The organism is Thalassomonas sp. M1454, from assembly GCF_007097525.1.
GTDB lineage: Bacteria > Pseudomonadota > Gammaproteobacteria > Enterobacterales > Alteromonadaceae > Thalassotalea_A.
Genome location: NZ_VKDD01000009.1, coordinates 20,824 through 37,958, shown reverse-complemented (window position 1 = coordinate 37,958; position 17,135 = coordinate 20,824). Strand labels below are relative to the sequence as shown.

The following is a 17,135-nucleotide window of genomic DNA, read 5'->3' as shown; positions in this document are numbered from 1 at the left end:
ATGTAATTTATCAGCTTCTGGTTGATGTTTTTTTAGCTGAAATGTATTTCAGGGAAATGGTTTAAATAAAATGTTTGTAAAAATGATAACGAAGCTGTTTGGTAGCCGTAATGATCGTCTACTAAAGGTAATGAACAAAGAAGTAAAGAAAATCCAAGCGTTAGAGCCAACAGTTCAGGCGTATAACGACGAAGAGTTAAAAGCTAAAACTGCAGAGTTCAAAGAGCGCATCAGTAATGATGAAAGCATAGAAAGCATTTTACCAGAAGCATTTGCCGTAGTTCGTGAAGCATCTTCTCGTGTATTTGGTATGCGCCATTTCGATGTGCAAATGATCGGTGGTATGGTTTTACATCAAGGTAAAATCGCCGAAATGCGCACCGGTGAAGGTAAGACTTTAACGGCAACAGTCGCTGCATACTTAAATGCGTTATCAGGTAAAGGTGTGCATGTAATCACAGTTAACGATTACTTAGCTAAACGAGATGCTGATTGGGCCCGTCCTTTATTTGAATTTTTAGGCATGACTGTTGGTTGTAATATTCCTAATATTTCACAACAAGAAAAACAAGATGCTTATCAAGCAGATGTTACTTACGGTACCAACAATGAGTTTGGTTTCGATTACTTACGTGACAACATGGCATTTTCTCCAGAGCAACGCGTACAACGTCCATTGCACTTTGCCATTATCGATGAAGTCGATTCAATCCTGATCGATGAAGCTCGTACTCCACTGGTTATTTCTGGTCAAGCTGAAGATAGCTCTGAACTTTATCGCTTAGTTGATTCATTAGTACCTATGCTTGAACAACAAGCACAAGAAGATGAAGAGGGCATTGAAGGCGATGGTGATTACACTATCGATGAAAAATCAAAGCAAGTTTACTTAACTGAACGTGGTCAAGTACGAGTTGAAGAAATTTTAACCGAACGTGGCATGATCCAACAAGGTGACTCGTTATACGCAGCAAGTAACATTGCACTTTTACACCATGTAATGGCAGCCCTTCGCTCACATAAGCTTTTCCAAAAAGATATCGACTACATTGTTAAAGATGGTGAAATCGTTATTGTTGATGAACACACTGGTCGTACAATGGAAGGTCGTCGTTGGTCAGAAGGTTTACACCAAGCCATTGAAGCTAAAGAAAACGTTAATATTCAAAACGAAAACCAAACATTAGCATCAATCACTTTCCAAAACTTTTTCCGTTTATACGAAAAGCTTTCAGGTATGACAGGTACTGCTGATACTGAAGCGTTCGAGTTTAACCATATTTATGGTTTAGAAACGGTAATTATCCCAACTAACCGTGACATGATCCGTAAAGACATGGCGGATTTAATCTACTTAACTGCTGAAGAAAAATTTGAAGCAATTATTGAAGATATTAAAGACTGTGTAGAGCGCGGTCAGCCAGTATTAGTTGGTACTATCAGCATTGAAACATCAGAGTTTTTATCTAACATCTTACGTAAAGCTAAGATCAAGCATAAAGTTCTAAATGCTAAATTCCACGCTGAAGAAGCTGAAATTGTAGCAAATGCCGGTAAAATTGGCGCAGTAACAATTGCAACTAATATGGCCGGTCGTGGTACCGATATCGTATTAGGTGGTAACTTATCTGCTGAAATAGATAAGTTAAAAGATCAAAGCGAAGCTAACATTGCAAAAGCAACGGCAGCTTGGCAAGAAGAGCATAACAAGGTTCTTGAAGCTGGTGGTTTACATATTGTCGCTACAGAGCGTCATGAATCACGTCGTATCGATAACCAATTACGTGGACGTTCAGGTCGTCAAGGTGACCCGGGTTCAACTCGTTTCTACCTTTCTATGGAAGATGGTCTAATGCGTATTTTCGCATCAGAGCGTATTTCAGGCATGATGCGCAAGCTTGGTATGGAACATGGCGAAGCTATCGAACATCCTTGGGTTACACGTTCAATTGAAAATGCTCAGCGTAAAGTTGAAGGCCGTAACTTTGACATGCGTAAGCAATTACTTGAGTACGATGATGTTGCTAACGATCAACGTAAAGTAATTTACGAACAACGTAACGAATTACTAGACGAAGGCGATATTGGTGAAACAGTAGCGGCAATTCGTGAAGATGTTATTTCAGGTATCATCTCTTCTCATATTCCACCACAATCTTTAGAAGAGATGTGGGATATACCAGGTCTTGAAGAGCAACTTAAGGGTGAGTTAACACTTGAACTGCCAGTTGCTAAATGGTTAGAAGAAGACAGTAAGTTACATGAAGAATCACTACGTGAAAAAATCATGGCTGAAGTTGAAGCAGCTTATAGTGCTAAAGAAGAGCAAGTAGGCGCAGACGTGTTACGTCAATTTGAGAAAGCGGTTATGTTGCAAAGCTTAGACTCTCATTGGAAAGAACACTTAGCGGCAATGGATCACTTACGTCAAGGTATTCACTTACGTGGCTATGCACAAAAGAATCCTAAGCAAGAATATAAGAAAGAATCTTTCCAGTTATTCTCTGAAATGCTTGAAAACTTAAAATACGATGTTGTTTCTGTACTATCTAAAGTACGTATTCAACAAGAGTCTGACGTTGAAGCAGTAGAAGAGCAAAACCGTAAAACGGAAGAAGCACCAATGCAATTTACTCACGAATCTAGTGGCCAAGCGACACAAGAAAATGAAGTAAAACGCGTTGGCCGTAACGAGGCTTGTCCTTGTGGCTCAGGTAAAAAATACAAGCAATGTCACGGTAAACTAACATAGATAACTGTAGCTTGTAGATAAGTTTAGATAAGGCCCGATAGCAGCAATGTTATCGGGCTTTTTATTATCTGTAAGTAACGTCGGATGCATAGTCTTTTATAATTATATAAAATGTATAATTCGTTATTGTGGAGTATCGTTGCATGGACGCAACTTATTAGAACACTGCAGGAGCAAGTGTTGGGCCTACAATATTTTTTAATTATATAAAATGTATAATTCGTTATTGTGGAGTATCGTTGCATGGACGCAACTTATTAGAACACTGCAGGAGCAAGTGTTGGGCCTACAATATTTTTTAATTATATAAAATGTATAATTCGTCATTGTGGCGTATCGTTGCATGGACGCAACTTATTAGAACACTGCAGGAGCAAGTGTCGGGGCTACAATCTTTTCTAATTATATAAAATATATAATTCGTCATTGTGGCGTATCGTTGCATGGACGCAACTTATTAGAACACTGCAGGAGCAAGTGTCGGGGCTACAATCTTTTCTAATTATATAAAATATATAATTCGTCATTGTGGCGTAGGCCACAATCTTCTATTCTATCCACATCAAAAATTACTAGTATTCACAGCGCAACCAAAATGACTAAAAGAATCCATGTAGCCGTAGGCGTAATATATAAAGATAAGAAATTCTTCCTCACCAAACGCCTTGAAAGCGCTCACCAAGGCGGTAAATGGGAATTTCCAGGCGGTAAAGTAGAACGAGACGAAACTGTCCATCAGGCTCTGCACAGAGAGCTTAAAGAAGAAATCGCAATCGACACCTTAGCAATGCAACCCTTGATTGAAATAAGCCATGACTATAGTGATAAACAGGTATTGTTAGATGTATTTTTAGTGGACCAGTTTCTTGGTGAGCCAACAGCGCAAGAAGGCCAACAGCAGGGCTGGTTTAGCAAAGCGCAACTACTTGAGTTAGATTTTCCTAAGGCTAATGTTGCTATTTTAGAAAAAATCCAGCAAAGCGAGTTATAAATAGCTTTTTAGGTACAGCCTTAAAAAAAAAACTCCGTTATTTTAGTTAATAACGGAGTTTTTTGATTAAGTTCATCAATAAGGTTATTGGTAAATCTTGCCCTTGTGCTTTAACCAACCATGCTTGTGTTTATTGTTAGGATCTTTATGGGTCCAATGAACAACCCCGCCTTTCGCGTTCCATTCATACTCACCGTAAAACTCAATACGATCACCTTGCTTAAGTGCAGTGATTTTAGGCGCTAAATCAATATTATGGGCAATCAATAAGGTTTGTTCATTTGCTAGCTTAACTAAGAAACGTTGATGACGGCTACCTTTATTATCGTCTGATAGTAACTTTAAAACACTGCCATAGGCTCTTACTTGAACATCCGATTTTTTCTTTTTAAATGCGTATTCAATTTGGCTAATACTAGCTGGTGGCTCTGAGCGATTGGCTTTAACTGAAACAGTTTTAACCTCAACTACTTCAGGTACCTTTTCTTCTTCTACTGGTGCTGATGCATCAAATGCTGCAGCTAATATCGCATCCGAGCTGTCTTTATTGAAATCTAAATTAACAACTTCTACAGGTTCTGCTTTTGGTTTATCTGAAAGAGGATCAAATTGTAAATAAGCTATGCCAGCGATAGCGAAGAGTAAAATAGCTAAGAGGTTTTTCATGTGAAATATATGTAATTATTCTTGTTATAAATTTATTATGCTTGAGATTGTAACTATGTGCAATCTAGCTTTTTGATCTTTAGCACTATGTTTAAATAAAGCTGTTTCTTAACATCATCTAAACTTTAGTACATTTATCAAACAAGTTAATAAAACTAACCTATTAAACAAATTCTTCTCGTTTGTTACATCTAAGTTAATTAGATATTCTAACTTCACTTTCAAACCTCCCCAGAGTTTTTAAAGTATCATTTGGTTATTTTATAGGGCATCTTTTGATGCCCTTTTTTTTATTTTTGCACTCTGATATTGTCTTGTTTGAGTAATTTTGTTGATACCTAAATTTATCACTTCTATAAGTTACACTGATGGGGTTTATGAAAAAGGGGGAAATATAAAATAAACTTTGCCAACAATAAAAAATAAATAGTTAATAGATTTTAAATTAACTAAAGGTATTTATTAATATCAATTATTTAATAGTGTGTTTATTGAACAAGTTAATAAAACTAACCTATTAAACAAATTCTTCTCGTTTGTTACATCTAAGTTAATTATATATTCTAAATTCACTTTCAAACCTCCCCAGAGTTTTTAAAGTATCATTTGGTTATTTTTATAGGGCATCTTTTGATGCCCTTTTTTTATTTTAAATTGCACTAAAATGGTGCGTTTAGCTCTTTTTACTATTACCTTTTTAGTCAAAAATAAATTTTAACTTTCAAAAACAGTAACTTAAATGTTGGCTTGGTGTTTGCTTTACTTTTTATGTCTTCATTTTGAGAATTTTAAATTTATTATGGCCGTTCAAACTCCAATACGCGGATTACGTTCCTTTTGTATCGCAGCAAAGTGTTTAAGCTTTAAGCATGCAGCAGGACAATTATTTCTTACCCCATCCGCTGTTAGTCACCAAATTAAACAATTAGAAGAACAGTTAGGTATAGAGCTGTTCAAGCGTCAAACACGTGCAATAGAGCTTACTAATGCGGGTAAGCAATTTTATCAATCAATTCAACCCTTGATCTCTAGCTTAGAGACAACCATAGCTGACTTTACTAACAGACAGCAAAACAAAACCATTACTATTACCCTGCCAGAGTTTTTTGCCAGCGAGTTATTTGTTCCTAAGTTAAGTGACTGGACTAATGAAAATCCAGAAATCAACTTACAATTAGAAACGGTTAAATCTGGAATGCAAACACCGTCTACGGCAGATCTATCCGTTGTACTTTCAAATGGCAAGCCAAACGGTAGCATCATCACAGATCTTTTCCCTGTACGTTATGTACCTGCATGTAATAAGCGTTTATATCGTAAATGGGCTGCAGAAGGCTATGATGCGTTAAAGTCGGTGCCATTGATATTGCATCAATCTCGTCCATGGGCATGGCATCAATGGGCTGATAAAGCCGATATATTAGATTTCGACCCTAAGCAAATAATCCAATTTGATAGCATGTTCGGTGTTGCAAGGGCTGCACAGCAGGGGATGGGAATAGCTCTTATCCCTATGCCTATTAGCCAAACCTGGTTTAAGGAACAATTTTTAGTACGCCTATTTGAACAAGAGTTAGTTACTAATGACAGATATTTCTTATTGCGACACGAAGATATTGAACATTCTCCAGAAATTCAAAAGTTTGCCGATTGGGTACAAGACACATTCTGCGATCTTTGGTAAGAGTAAAATTAATGGAGGCTAAGCGATAGTATAAAAGCCTTAGCGTTAAAAAAATTCATTCATTAAGTTTATTTTCATCGTTTGTCAGCAAAACAGTAATTACCTAAAGTAAGCCTGTACTCATATCAAGGAGTGAGTACATTTACTTAATTTACTTAGAGGAAATTACTATGAAACCCAAAAAACTAACATATAAATCAATTCTTGCTTCATCTTTTATTGCTGCAAGTATAGGAGCTGCTGCTAATTTAACCGCAAGCTTTGCATCATTTGCTAGTTTAAGTGAAACACCAGCTCATACTTATGCCAATGTAAGTTCGCAGTTTAAAATAGCAATTGTTGAAAATGCTCCTGGCTCGGATGATATTTTAGAAGGTAAGTATGATGAAAGCTTAACTAGAATAAATAATGTAAGTGCTAGCAGCATTGATGCATTTGAAAAGTCTATGGGTGTTTGCGTTGCAAACTTAAAACTAGGCAAATACGTAGCTGCAGAAAAAGCATGCTCAACTGCAATCATTCACATCGAAGCTAACGGTGATAACTACAATCATACACGTTACTTAAAATCAATTGCTTACAGTAACCGTGGTATTGTTCATCATTACCTAGGAAGCAAAGCAAATGCGTTTGAAGACTTTAATACTGCTTTATCTTTTGATGCAAACGATGTTGTGATGGATAACTTAAAAGCGCTTAATATTGCTTTGTTAAAGCAAGAGCTAAAGGTTTCTACCACTGCAATGAATTATTAACTTAGCTCAATTATAGAAGTAGGAGGACAGATAATGGAAAATCTATATCTCAACACAAACAATGTAGGAAAATACCAACGACAGAAAAACTAAAAGGGAAACCGCATGTTAATACAACAAAAAAGGTGTAATTCAATTTTTGAATTACACCTTTTCTTTATTTAACAAATGCAAAAAGTAACTTTTACTTAGGCTCAACAAAAAACTTATTGTGTTGAATAAACTCATCTTCTAATGCGTCTAACATTTCTTCAGTAAACGGTTGGTCATTAGGAATTGGTTGAGAAATTTTATGGCCTTCATCGGCCCACTCTCCAAGATCAATTAACTGACAACGTTTCGAGCAAAAAGGGCGAAACTCAGCTTCACTATTCCAAATAACTTCAGTTTTACAAGTAGGGCAGTTAACTTTTGTGGTCATTTTCTTTCCAGATTCAAATCAATATGGGGTATTATGTATAAAAATAATTATAACAACAATATGGACTGTTAAGTGCAATTTAATCTACATAATCTTTTTAAAATCACATTACTTTTTTATACCGTTTTAGGTATGCATGTTCTTACTTTTATGCCTGTAGGGAGTGGCCTATACTTTACACCTAATATTATTGGTTGGTTAGTTGTAGCTTTGCTAATTAGTTTTGGCATGATTTCCATATTTAAAAATAAAGAAATAAAATTATCTCCAATTTTGAACTGGATATTAATAGGGTGTGCATTCTTATTTATTCCGCTGTTATTTAACAACTCCTCTTTTTATGCATTTTTTCCAAGATTGATGGCAATTATGGGCGGCTTATTTTTATTATTTTCACTATATCAATTTAAATTTAAGCTGAATGATAAAATAGATATATTAAATATTTTATTAATAGGTATTACGATTCAATCAACTTTAGGCCTCCTTCAGTTTTTTGTTTTTAGATTTACACCATTAGATTTTGGATATTATGAACTATTAAACTTAAGGCCTTCTGGTGTATTCAGACAGCCGAATGTTATGGCAAGTTTTATGGCATCAGGTATATTTTTATCAATCTTTTTAATTTATAAACAAGCTGAACAGAGAACAAATAGAGTTATTTCATCCCTCTATTATTACTCAATATTTTCAAGTGTAATTGTTTTGTTTTTGCTGCAGTCAAAAACTGGATTTTTAGGCTTGATAGTCTCGTTTATTTTCCTATTGCCACTTTATTTTAATAAATTTAATAAAGTTAAATTTACCATACCTGTATTGTTTTTAGGAGTTCTGCTTGGAGCTTCATCTTTAAATATTTTTCCGAGTGTTGATAGGGGAGAAAATGTTTATAAAGATACCGGAATTAGACTTGATATAATGGCTGTATCTGTCGATATGGTCAAAGACAGTCCAATAATAGGGCATGGCTATGGTAATTTTGAAAAGGCATACAGAATAAAGCATTTAAGTAATTTAAAGGATAATCCAGAACTTAATCAACCTCTTGAAAATTTAGATCATCCTCATAATGAAGTTTTATTGTGGTTAACAGAAGGGGGCTTGATTGCCCTTGCTGGATTACTTATTTTAGCTATTGGTTTTATATCAATCTTTACAAGGACTAAAGTCACTTATAGCATGGTATTATTGAGTTTAGTTTTACCAATATTGATTCACACACAAGTTGAATATCCATTTTATATATCTCTTATACACTATATTTATGTAATTATTTTGGTTTGGTTTATAGATTCTTCTAATACACCCCCCCAGACATGTAATGTATCTAGCTATAATCTATTTAAAGTTGTTGGAGTAATAACCCCGATAATAGCTGTACCGTTCTTTTTGAGTGGATTACATACTGCTTATAATATGAATAAATTCTATCAAAGTGATTATAAAGAAACTAAATATCTATTAAATGTGAATAATACAATAATTTGGCAAGATTATATTGATAGGCTTTATCAAAGTATTTATTTATCGATGGGGAAGGAGCAGTCCGATCCTAATCTATTGAAACAATACTTAACTTGGGGGCTCAGTTATGTTGAACTTAAACCTAGAGCAAAGATTTATGACAACATGATTCAAACGATCATTCTATTGGAGAGTATGGGAGTTTTTGTGGATCAAGATATTAAATCTAAAATATATTTAGATGCTAAAATTATGTATCCTAATATATTCAGATATACCATTAAGCAAGGCTGAAAATTTAGCACTTAGCCAATTTAAAGTTCACGGTATCACTTATGTATTGTTGCCCTTTCTCGGGGCACAAACGCATAAAGCGAATAGAGTAGCGGTATTTATTACCGCTAACACTTGGGAAGTAATCTGCAGCAGCATCTAATTCCATTCTTAATAACATTAAACCTTCACCACTATCTTGGTAAAAACTATTACCGGCTTCAATATCTTCAAATGCTGCGCGTTGACGAATAAACTTTAAGATCAGGACTAATGATTGTTCAACGGTTGCAAGAGAGCTAAGCCATCGGTCGATATCTTGCTGAATAAAAATAGGCGGTTGGTTTAACCAAAAAGCTAACGCTGGCAAATCGAATCCGCAATAAGCGCCTTGTAAGGTAAAACGCTTGCGCATACTGTCTAAAAACTTATCTTCTTTTAATGTCGACCATAAAGGCTTTTTAGAACGTAGGCTTGAGGTAAGGCTCTTAGATTGTTCAAGGTTAAGGTCTAACGCTTTAGTATTTACTTGCGGTGACTTAGACCAAACAATAAGGTTTTGCTCTAACTTTTCTAAATCCTTAATTACATCACCGCGAATATCAGCTCTATCTAAGGTATCGAGAATGGCAAATAAAGCATTAAAAAATAAAGTATGGCTAGAACTAAATTCTTGAGCAAGGCAGGAGCGAGCTTGAACAAATAATTGTTCAAGTTTTAAATAGTTTCGGATCCGTTCATTTAACGGATGCTCATAAAGAATATCAGTCATTTAATTATAATTATTGTTTAATTTTTAATGCGTTAACACATTCATATTACCGATAGATGAAACTAAAGGCTAATATTTTTTTTAATGGATCTTTACAGGGGGTAAACAAGAATACATGTGATGATAAAAAGATAATCAATTACTTATCAATAACCAGCTTCAAGAACTCTCGATGCATTAATTCAATTTGAGTGCGCAACTCATCTAAAGTGCATTTATCGTTATCTATAATATAGTCTGCATGAGCTAAACGAGTTTCTCTATCTACTTGCGAAGCTAATATTTTTTGTACTTGCTCCTGCGTATTGTTATCTCGTGAGGTTGTACGAGTAAGCTGAGTTTCAGGTTTAACATCTACCACTAATACTTTATCTACCGAAGTATGGATATTGTTTTCAATTAAAAGAGGCGCAACTAAAAAACAGTAAGAGCTTTTAGCTTGCAAACATTGCTCGTTCATTGCCTCACGAATAAGAGGATGTAATAAAGCATTTAACCAAGCTTTATCACTAGGGTTAGAAAATATCCTATCTCTAAGTTTAGAGCGATTTAAATTACCATCAGATAAAATAAACTCATCGCCAAAATATTCCGCTATTTGTTTAAGTGCAGGGCTACCAGGTTTAACCACTTCACGAGCAACAACATCAGCATCGATAATATCAATGCCATATTCAGCAAAAATGTCAGCAACAGTTGTTTTACCGCTACCAATACCACCAGTTAAACCGATTATTAATTTTGACATATCAGATTAAAACCAACTTAAAACATTAAACAGCATAAGAAACTACTAGTTATTAAAAATTAACTACGTCATCCCGTGATGTTTTTGCACGGGACCTCCAAAAGTGTATCGTCACTGTGGAAAAGGCCACAATCTTTCTACACCAACATCCCTTATACCAACATACCCAAGTACCATTGCCAAATACTATCACCCCATAAAGCCGTGATCCAACCAGCAATAGCTAAATAAGGGCCAAATGGAATTGGCTTAGAGCCTTCATGGTTTTTAAATACCATTAAGCTGATACCAATAACAGCACCTACAAGTGAAGCCATTAAAATTAAAACTGGCAATAACTCCCAGCCAAACCAAGCGCCGAATACAGCAAATAGCTTAAAGTCACCATAGCCCATACCTTCTTTGCCGGTAACTAACTTAAATAACCAAAAGATAGACCATAAGCTTAAATAACCAACCATAGCGCCAACTACAGCTTGTTCAAGGCCTATAAATACGCCATTTAAATTAAGCAATAAACCAAGCCAAACTAAAGGTAGAGTGATTTGATCTGGTAAAATCATTTTATCAAAGTCGATCATAGTTAAAGTAATCAATGACCAAGTAAGAATAAGCATAAATAGAGTTTGAATAGTTACGCCATAATGCATAGCAATCACTAGCGATAAGATGCCTGAAACTGTTTCAATTATTGGGTAGCGAGCTGAGATAGGATTAGAGCAATTTGAGCATTTACCCTTTAAAAACAACCAAGACAATACAGGGATATTTTCAAGAATTTTTATTTTATGACCGCACTTAGGGCAAGTAGATGCTGGCTTTGAAAGAGTTAAAGCTTCAGGCTCTTTTTCTTGTTTAGCTTTATTCTGCTTTTTATCTACAGGCTTTAATTCATCCGCTAAAAGTTCGCGACATTCACAAAACCATTCGTTCTCCATCATTTTTGGTAAACGATAAATAACCACATTTAAAAAACTACCAATGACTAAACCTAGAATCGTAATTGTTGTATAGAACATAGAAGGAGATTGCTCAAAAAGAGCCATTACATCTGAAAACACTATTAAAACCTTAATATTTTAAAAGAAAGCTGAATTATAAAACCATTTATAATTCAGCTTATGATTATCTACGAGTTAAATTGATGATTTAAATTATTGACCCCATGGCAAATATAGGTAGATACATTGCGATGATTAAACCACCTATCACAACACCTAAAACTGACATAATCAAGGGTTCTAACAAAGCAGTAAGATTATCTACAGCATCATCTACTTCCTGTTCATAAATTGTAGCTACTTTAGCTAACATATCATCTAGAGCACCTGACTCTTCACCAATAGCAACCATTTGAATTACCATATCCGGAAACAGAGATACATTTCTCATAGCTAGATTCATCTGCATTCCAGAAGAAACCTCGCTTCGTATTTCCTTTATCCCATTACGATATACTGCATTCCCTGAGGCTCCTGCTGCAGAATCTAGAGCATCTATTAATGGTACACCTGCTGCAAAAGTTGTTGATAAAGTTCGTGCAAACCTAGCAACTGCAGCTTTGTCTAATATCATGCCAACTATTGGTAATTTCAGTACAGTGACATCTACTTTATCTCTAAAGTCGGCACTTCTGAGGTGGACTTGTTTATAAACATACCCAGTAATAAAAATAAAGGCTAATACAACCCACCAATAGGCAACCATAAAATCTGATATACCAACTACAAAAAGAGTGAATGCAGGAAGTTCTGCTCCAAAACCTGCAAAAATTTCTGCAAATGTAGGTACTACAAAAATTAAAAGTATTGAGGTTACGATAGCTGCAATAACTAATACAGCGATAGGGTAAGTCATTGCTTTTTTGATTTTTGAACGTAATATTTCAGCTTTTTCTTTATAAATAGCTATACGATCGAAAATTGTTTCTAATGCACCCGATTGCTCACCAGAGGCAACTAAATCACAATATAAGTCGTCAAAATGTTTAGGGTGTTCGCGAATACAGTCTGAAAGTGGCATACCTGACTGAACCTTATTCCCTATATCACTAAGTAACTTACGAATATTACCATTAGGGTTCCCTTTACCAATCATCTCGATTGTTTGCACTAGTGGTACTCCAGCCCCAAGCATAGTTGCTATTTGACGAGTAATTACAGCTATATCCTTGGAGTTTATAGCGGGATCCCCCCCTAGTCCCAGAAGTGGTTTCGATTTTTTTTTGGTCTTTAGAGGGGTGACACCTTGCTTACGCAATTGTGCTTTTAACTCCATTAAGTTAACCGCAGAAAGTTCTCCTTTGATCTTTTTCCCTTTACGGTTAACCCCTTCCCACTCGAAAACTTCGAGTGGTTTGGGTTGTGCTATTTTAGATTGTGCTGCATTAATAGCCATAAAATCCCTTGTTTTTGTTGTTTTTTATTAACATCTAAGCTGTAACACGACTGACTTCTGATAAGCTGGTAACTCCTGATTTAGCTTTCAATAGTGCAGATTGCCTTAAGTTATTATAGCCTTCACTTTGGGCTTGTTGGGCTATATCTAATGAATTGCCACCTTCCATAATAATACTAGCCGTTGCAGGGCTTATTTTCATTACTTCATAAATACCCACACGGCCTTTATAACCTTTTGTGCATTCGTCACAGCCCACTGGTTTAAATATTTTTAATTCTTGTACTTCGGAAGGTTCAAATCCAAACTCAATAAGAGCTTGTTCAGAAATATCATCTATTATTTTACAGTGATTGCATAATCTACGAGCAAGACGTTGTGCAATTATTAAAGATACTGAGCTTGCTACGTTATAAGATGGTACTCCCATATTTAACAAACGAGTTAGCGTTTCAGCCGCTGAATTTGTATGTAATGTTGATAATACTAAGTGACCGGTTTGTGCTGCTTTAATTGCTATTTCGGCGGTTTCTAAATCTCGTATTTCACCTACCATAACAATGTCAGGATCTTGACGAAGAAAAGATTTAAGCGCACTTGCAAAATCTAACCCTGCTTTATTGTTAATTTGAACCTGATTAACCCCTTCAAGGTTAATCTCAACAGGATCTTCCGCGGTTGATATGTTTCTCTCTTCCGTATTTAAAATATTTAAGCCTGTATATAGGGATACGGTTTTACCTGAGCCTGTTGGCCCGGTAACTAATATCATACCTTGTGGTTTTGAAAGAGCATCTAAATACAATTGTTTTTGTTCATCTTCGTAACCTAATATATCAATGCCAAGTTTGGCACTAGATGAATCTAAAATACGCATTACAACTTTTTCGCCCCACATAGTAGGTAGGGTTGAAACACGGAAATCAATAGATTTCTTTTTTGAAATCGCTAATTTAATACGACCATCTTGCGGGACCCGGCGCTCGGCGATATCAAGCTTAGACATAACCTTTAAACGTGCAGTCATTCTGCTTGATAAATTTACTGGTGGGGTAGCAACTTCGGTTAATATGCCATCGACACGAAAACGAATTCTAAATTTGTGCTCGAAAGGTTCGAAATGTAAATCGGAGGCGCCTTTTTTAATTGCATCTAATAATATTTTATTGATATAAACAACAATTGGCGCATCATCTGAGCCGCTTTCTGATTCTTCTTCTTTATTCTCATCTTGTACGTCAAGATCACTGAGCTCATCTTGATCTAATTCACTTATATCTAGTGCTGAATTATCATCCTCTAAAAGTTGCTCAATTACATCTGTTAATGACTTATCATCAGCTAAAATCATTTCTGTACTGTAGCCAGTATTAAATTGAAATTCTTCTAATGCATCTATATTGGTAGGATCTGAAACTGCAACAAATAAAATCTGCCCACGAAGAAATAGTGGAAGAGCATTATGTTTTTGGATTAGCTTATCATTTCTTAAACTATCAGATAATAATGAAACGTCGAATTTTTTGATATCAATTAATGGATATCCAAAACTCTTAGATAAAGTTTTAGCTAGAGTCACAGGACAAAGTTTATTTTCATTAACTAAATACTTAATGATTGATTGTTTTTTCTTTTGACTAATAGAAAATATATCGGCGGCTTTTTCTTTCGCAATTATTTCATTACGAACTAGAGCTGATAATAGGCTAGATTGTCTTTGAATCCCTTTCATAAGCAATATTTCTTTTTATTAATGTTATTCCAGTTTACCTTTTCTAAGATTATTTTAAAGTTTTTTAGCAAAAAAAAAGCTAGCAAATACATGCTAGCTTTTCAAAAACTTTTAAAAGTTTAAATTAACCTTCACAACCTTTAACTGTAACAGTTAGGTCATGCGAACATTCCCAAGAAATTTGGTTTGCAGACTCTGTAGGTGTTAATGTTACCGTAGCAGTATCGTACTTACTTGTAAGTACACCAGTTGTAGTACTACAAGTTATGTCACCACCACTTGGAACACTATCACATGCATCAGTAAAGTCGCCATCAACAGAGTAAGCCTCAGTAACTACAACTTTATAGCCTGCAACTGAACCTATAGCGTTAGTGATTTTTGCTTTATCGGTATAATCTTTGTAAGCAGGAAGTGCGATAGCTGCAAGAATACCGATAATCGCAACAACGATCATTAATTCGATTAGGGTAAAACCCTGATCTTTTTTCATAGTTTTAATATTTTTCATGTTTAAACATCCATAGTTTATTTATTGTTATCGGGGGCTATGGATAATATGTAACAATTTACAACGCGTGTAAAACATTTTTTTACGTTTTTAGGCGTTTTTCGGCATTTTTTTGCCGTTTTGTACGAAAAAACGGCGTTTGCTTGCCGTTTATTTGTGAGGGGAGGGCTGTTTTCTATTGAAAAAATGGATCCCCATCTGCATGGGGAAGACGAAATATATGTATATTTCGTCTATATTACTCTTGTTTAAATAAAACTTATTTATTTAAACAAATCGCATCGATAAATCGATAGCTTGTACGTGTTTAGTTAATGCGCCAACTGAAATGAAATCTACACCTGCTGCTGTGTAAGCTTTTAGTTTTTCTAGGGTCATGTTGCCCGAAACTTCTAGTTTTGCTTTACCGCGGGTAAGGGCAACTGCTTGTTCAATCATATCTGTGGTGAAGTTATCTAGCATGATAATATCTGCGCCAGCTTCTAGTGCTTGGTTCAGTTCATCTAAGCTTTCAACTTCAACTTCTACTGTTTTTCCTGGGAAGTTAGCTTTTGCTGTTTGTACAGCATTGTTAATTCCGCCACAGGCGTTTACGTGGTTTTCTTTTATTAAGAATGCATCGAATAAACCAATTCTGTGGTTATGGCCGCCGCCGCAAGTGACTGCGTATTTTTGTGCGCTGCGCATGCCTGGAATTGTTTTACGTGTATCAAGTAACTTGGTTGTGCCACCTTCTAGCTCTTTAACGTATTGGCTAGTGATGGTTGCTGTACCTGATAAGCTTTGTAAAAAGTTTAATGCTGTGCGCTCACCAGTAAGTAATAAACGGGCGTTGCCGCTTATTTCACATAAGGTGCTGTTCGCTTTTACCGCTTGGCCGTCGGTAACAAACCAAGTGATGTCAGTTTGTAGGTTACTTGATTCATCAAGTTGCTTAAATACTTCGTTTACCCAAGCTACACCTGAAATAACACAATCTTCTCTACATATGATGGTAGCTACTGCTTTGTTATCGGCAGGGATGAGCGTTGCGGTTATATCGTTGTTAGCGTCTGCTTTTACACCCGGAGCAGCACCTAAATCTTCTGCCAGTGCCCATTCGATTGTGGATTGAATGTCTTGTTGTAATTCTGGAGTATGCATTAAGGTGTTCTCTTTATATAAGTTAGTTGCTAACGCGTTAGCTAGTTTCGAGCTATATAGTTGTAGGCCGATATTATCTACAACATTAATTTGCTTGTTCTGTTAAATATAGAGTTTTGCCGCTTTGGCGAAACTCAACTTGTTTGAGTGCGCTCATGCCCAACAGTATTTCATTTGTGTTCATACCTGGGTTTATGTTTGCCGCGACATTATAAAGGATTATATTACCAATACTCAATTGATCTATGACGGTTTTATAGACTCTAACTCTACCATTTGCGGTTTGCACATAATGACTGCCTAGATCTGGTAGGTTTAAGTTATCGGCAATACGCGCGGGAATAGATACATTAGTGGCGCCGGTATCTAGTAAGAAGATCACTTCCTCACTATTAATAGTACCCATAGCTACGTAATGGCCGTGTCTGTTTTGTTTTAGGGTAACTTCAGCAAGTCCGCTGTCATTTAGAGATACGGTTGGTGATTTGTTTGGGTTCCATTGCTTGTCTAGTGTGCCTTGGAAAAACCAGACTAATAATGCAAGGGCAATAGCCCAAGTGATCCACATCATGGTTTTGCCTAATTTTTTTGTGGGATCTTCATGGTTCATAAGATAATCTTTGCGTTGAGTGTGTTGTGTTTATCTGCTTATTATAATGACAGTATCGGTGTTAAAAATATAGAGTGGTGTTTTCTATGTTTAGGCATGTGTAAATAAAGTGGATTCCCGTCTACATGGGAACGACGAATTAAAGCCTAGTGTTGTTGAATATGGCTTAGTGTTGATTAATAAATTGATGTTGTATTTTTTAGGAAAGGTTAA

The 17,135-nt window shown here is 35.7% G+C and carries 15 protein-coding genes; 5 read left to right on the top strand and 10 right to left on the bottom strand.

Going from position 1 to position 17,135, the window contains the following annotated elements:
• Positions 1-70: 70 nt before the first annotated feature.
• Both secA and mutT read left to right on the top strand, forming a co-directional pair.
• Positions 71-2,752 (top strand): preprotein translocase subunit SecA, encoded by a 2,682-nt coding sequence (secA, locus tag FNN08_RS15205; protein ID WP_143587306.1) that lies wholly within the window; start codon positions 71-73, stop codon positions 2,750-2,752.
• A 595-nt stretch (positions 2,753-3,347) separates the two neighbouring features.
• Positions 3,348-3,743 (top strand): 8-oxo-dGTP diphosphatase MutT, encoded by a 396-nt coding sequence (mutT, locus tag FNN08_RS15200; RefSeq protein ID WP_143587304.1) that lies wholly within the window; start codon positions 3,348-3,350, stop codon positions 3,741-3,743.
• Between the two features lie 84 nt (positions 3,744-3,827).
• Here the strand turns inward: mutT and FNN08_RS15195 are convergent, their stop codons facing one another.
• A complete protein-coding gene (locus FNN08_RS15195; RefSeq protein ID WP_143587302.1) occupies positions 3,828-4,409 on the bottom strand; it encodes a DUF3465 domain-containing protein in 582 nt (193 codons plus the stop codon).
• 799 nt (positions 4,410-5,208) lie between these two features.
• Here FNN08_RS15195 and FNN08_RS15190 point away from each other — a divergent pair.
• The gene (locus FNN08_RS15190) at positions 5,209-6,093 is read left to right on the top strand and encodes a LysR substrate-binding domain-containing protein (protein ID WP_143587300.1); all 885 of its coding nucleotides are present in this window, start codon (positions 5,209-5,211) and stop codon (positions 6,091-6,093) included.
• A 170-nt stretch (positions 6,094-6,263) separates the two neighbouring features.
• On the top strand, positions 6,264-6,848 hold the full coding sequence (locus FNN08_RS15185; RefSeq protein WP_143587298.1) for a hypothetical protein: 585 nt from the start codon (positions 6,264-6,266) through the stop codon (positions 6,846-6,848).
• Positions 6,849-7,032: 184 nt separating this feature from the next.
• Here FNN08_RS15185 and yacG read toward each other — a convergent pair whose 3' ends face one another.
• A complete protein-coding gene (gene yacG, locus FNN08_RS15180) occupies positions 7,033-7,269 on the bottom strand; it encodes a DNA gyrase inhibitor YacG (protein WP_143587296.1) in 237 nt (78 codons plus the stop codon).
• Positions 7,270-7,341: 72 nt separating this feature from the next.
• Between yacG and FNN08_RS15175 the strand changes: the two genes are divergently transcribed.
• Positions 7,342-9,030 carry a PglL family O-oligosaccharyltransferase gene (locus FNN08_RS15175; RefSeq protein ID WP_143587295.1) on the top strand — a complete coding sequence of 563 codons (1,689 nt, stop codon included), beginning with the start codon at positions 7,342-7,344 and terminating at the stop codon, positions 9,028-9,030.
• Positions 9,031-9,034: 4 nt separating this feature from the next.
• Here the strand turns inward: FNN08_RS15175 and zapD are convergent, their stop codons facing one another.
• From zapD to FNN08_RS15135, 8 genes are all read right to left on the bottom strand, one after another.
• A complete protein-coding gene (gene zapD / locus FNN08_RS15170) occupies positions 9,035-9,781 on the bottom strand; it encodes a cell division protein ZapD (protein ID WP_143587293.1) in 747 nt (248 codons plus the stop codon).
• 139 nt (positions 9,782-9,920) lie between these two features.
• Positions 9,921-10,529 carry a dephospho-CoA kinase gene (coaE, locus tag FNN08_RS15165; RefSeq protein WP_143587291.1) on the bottom strand — a complete coding sequence of 203 codons (609 nt, stop codon included), beginning with the start codon at positions 10,527-10,529 and terminating at the stop codon, positions 9,921-9,923.
• Positions 10,530-10,681: 152 nt separating this feature from the next.
• Positions 10,682-11,575: a prepilin peptidase gene (locus FNN08_RS15160; RefSeq protein WP_143587484.1), complete on the bottom strand. Its 894-nt coding sequence runs from the start codon at positions 11,573-11,575 to the stop codon at positions 10,682-10,684.
• A gap of 103 nt (positions 11,576-11,678) precedes the next feature.
• A complete protein-coding gene (locus tag FNN08_RS15155) occupies positions 11,679-12,926 on the bottom strand; it encodes a type II secretion system F family protein (protein ID WP_143587289.1) in 1,248 nt (415 codons plus the stop codon).
• Positions 12,927-12,960: 34 nt separating this feature from the next.
• Complete coding sequence (gene pilB / locus FNN08_RS15150) at positions 12,961-14,658, bottom strand: type IV-A pilus assembly ATPase PilB (protein WP_143587287.1); 1,698 nt, start codon at positions 14,656-14,658, stop codon at positions 12,961-12,963.
• A gap of 124 nt (positions 14,659-14,782) precedes the next feature.
• Positions 14,783-15,169: a prepilin-type N-terminal cleavage/methylation domain-containing protein gene (locus FNN08_RS16600; protein ID WP_313904986.1), complete on the bottom strand. Its 387-nt coding sequence runs from the start codon at positions 15,167-15,169 to the stop codon at positions 14,783-14,785.
• 267 nt (positions 15,170-15,436) lie between these two features.
• A complete protein-coding gene (gene nadC / locus FNN08_RS15140) occupies positions 15,437-16,312 on the bottom strand; it encodes a carboxylating nicotinate-nucleotide diphosphorylase (RefSeq protein WP_143587285.1) in 876 nt (291 codons plus the stop codon).
• A gap of 85 nt (positions 16,313-16,397) precedes the next feature.
• A complete protein-coding gene (locus tag FNN08_RS15135) occupies positions 16,398-16,922 on the bottom strand; it encodes a TIGR02281 family clan AA aspartic protease (protein WP_185962688.1) in 525 nt (174 codons plus the stop codon).
• Positions 16,923-17,135: the final 213 nt, after the last annotated feature.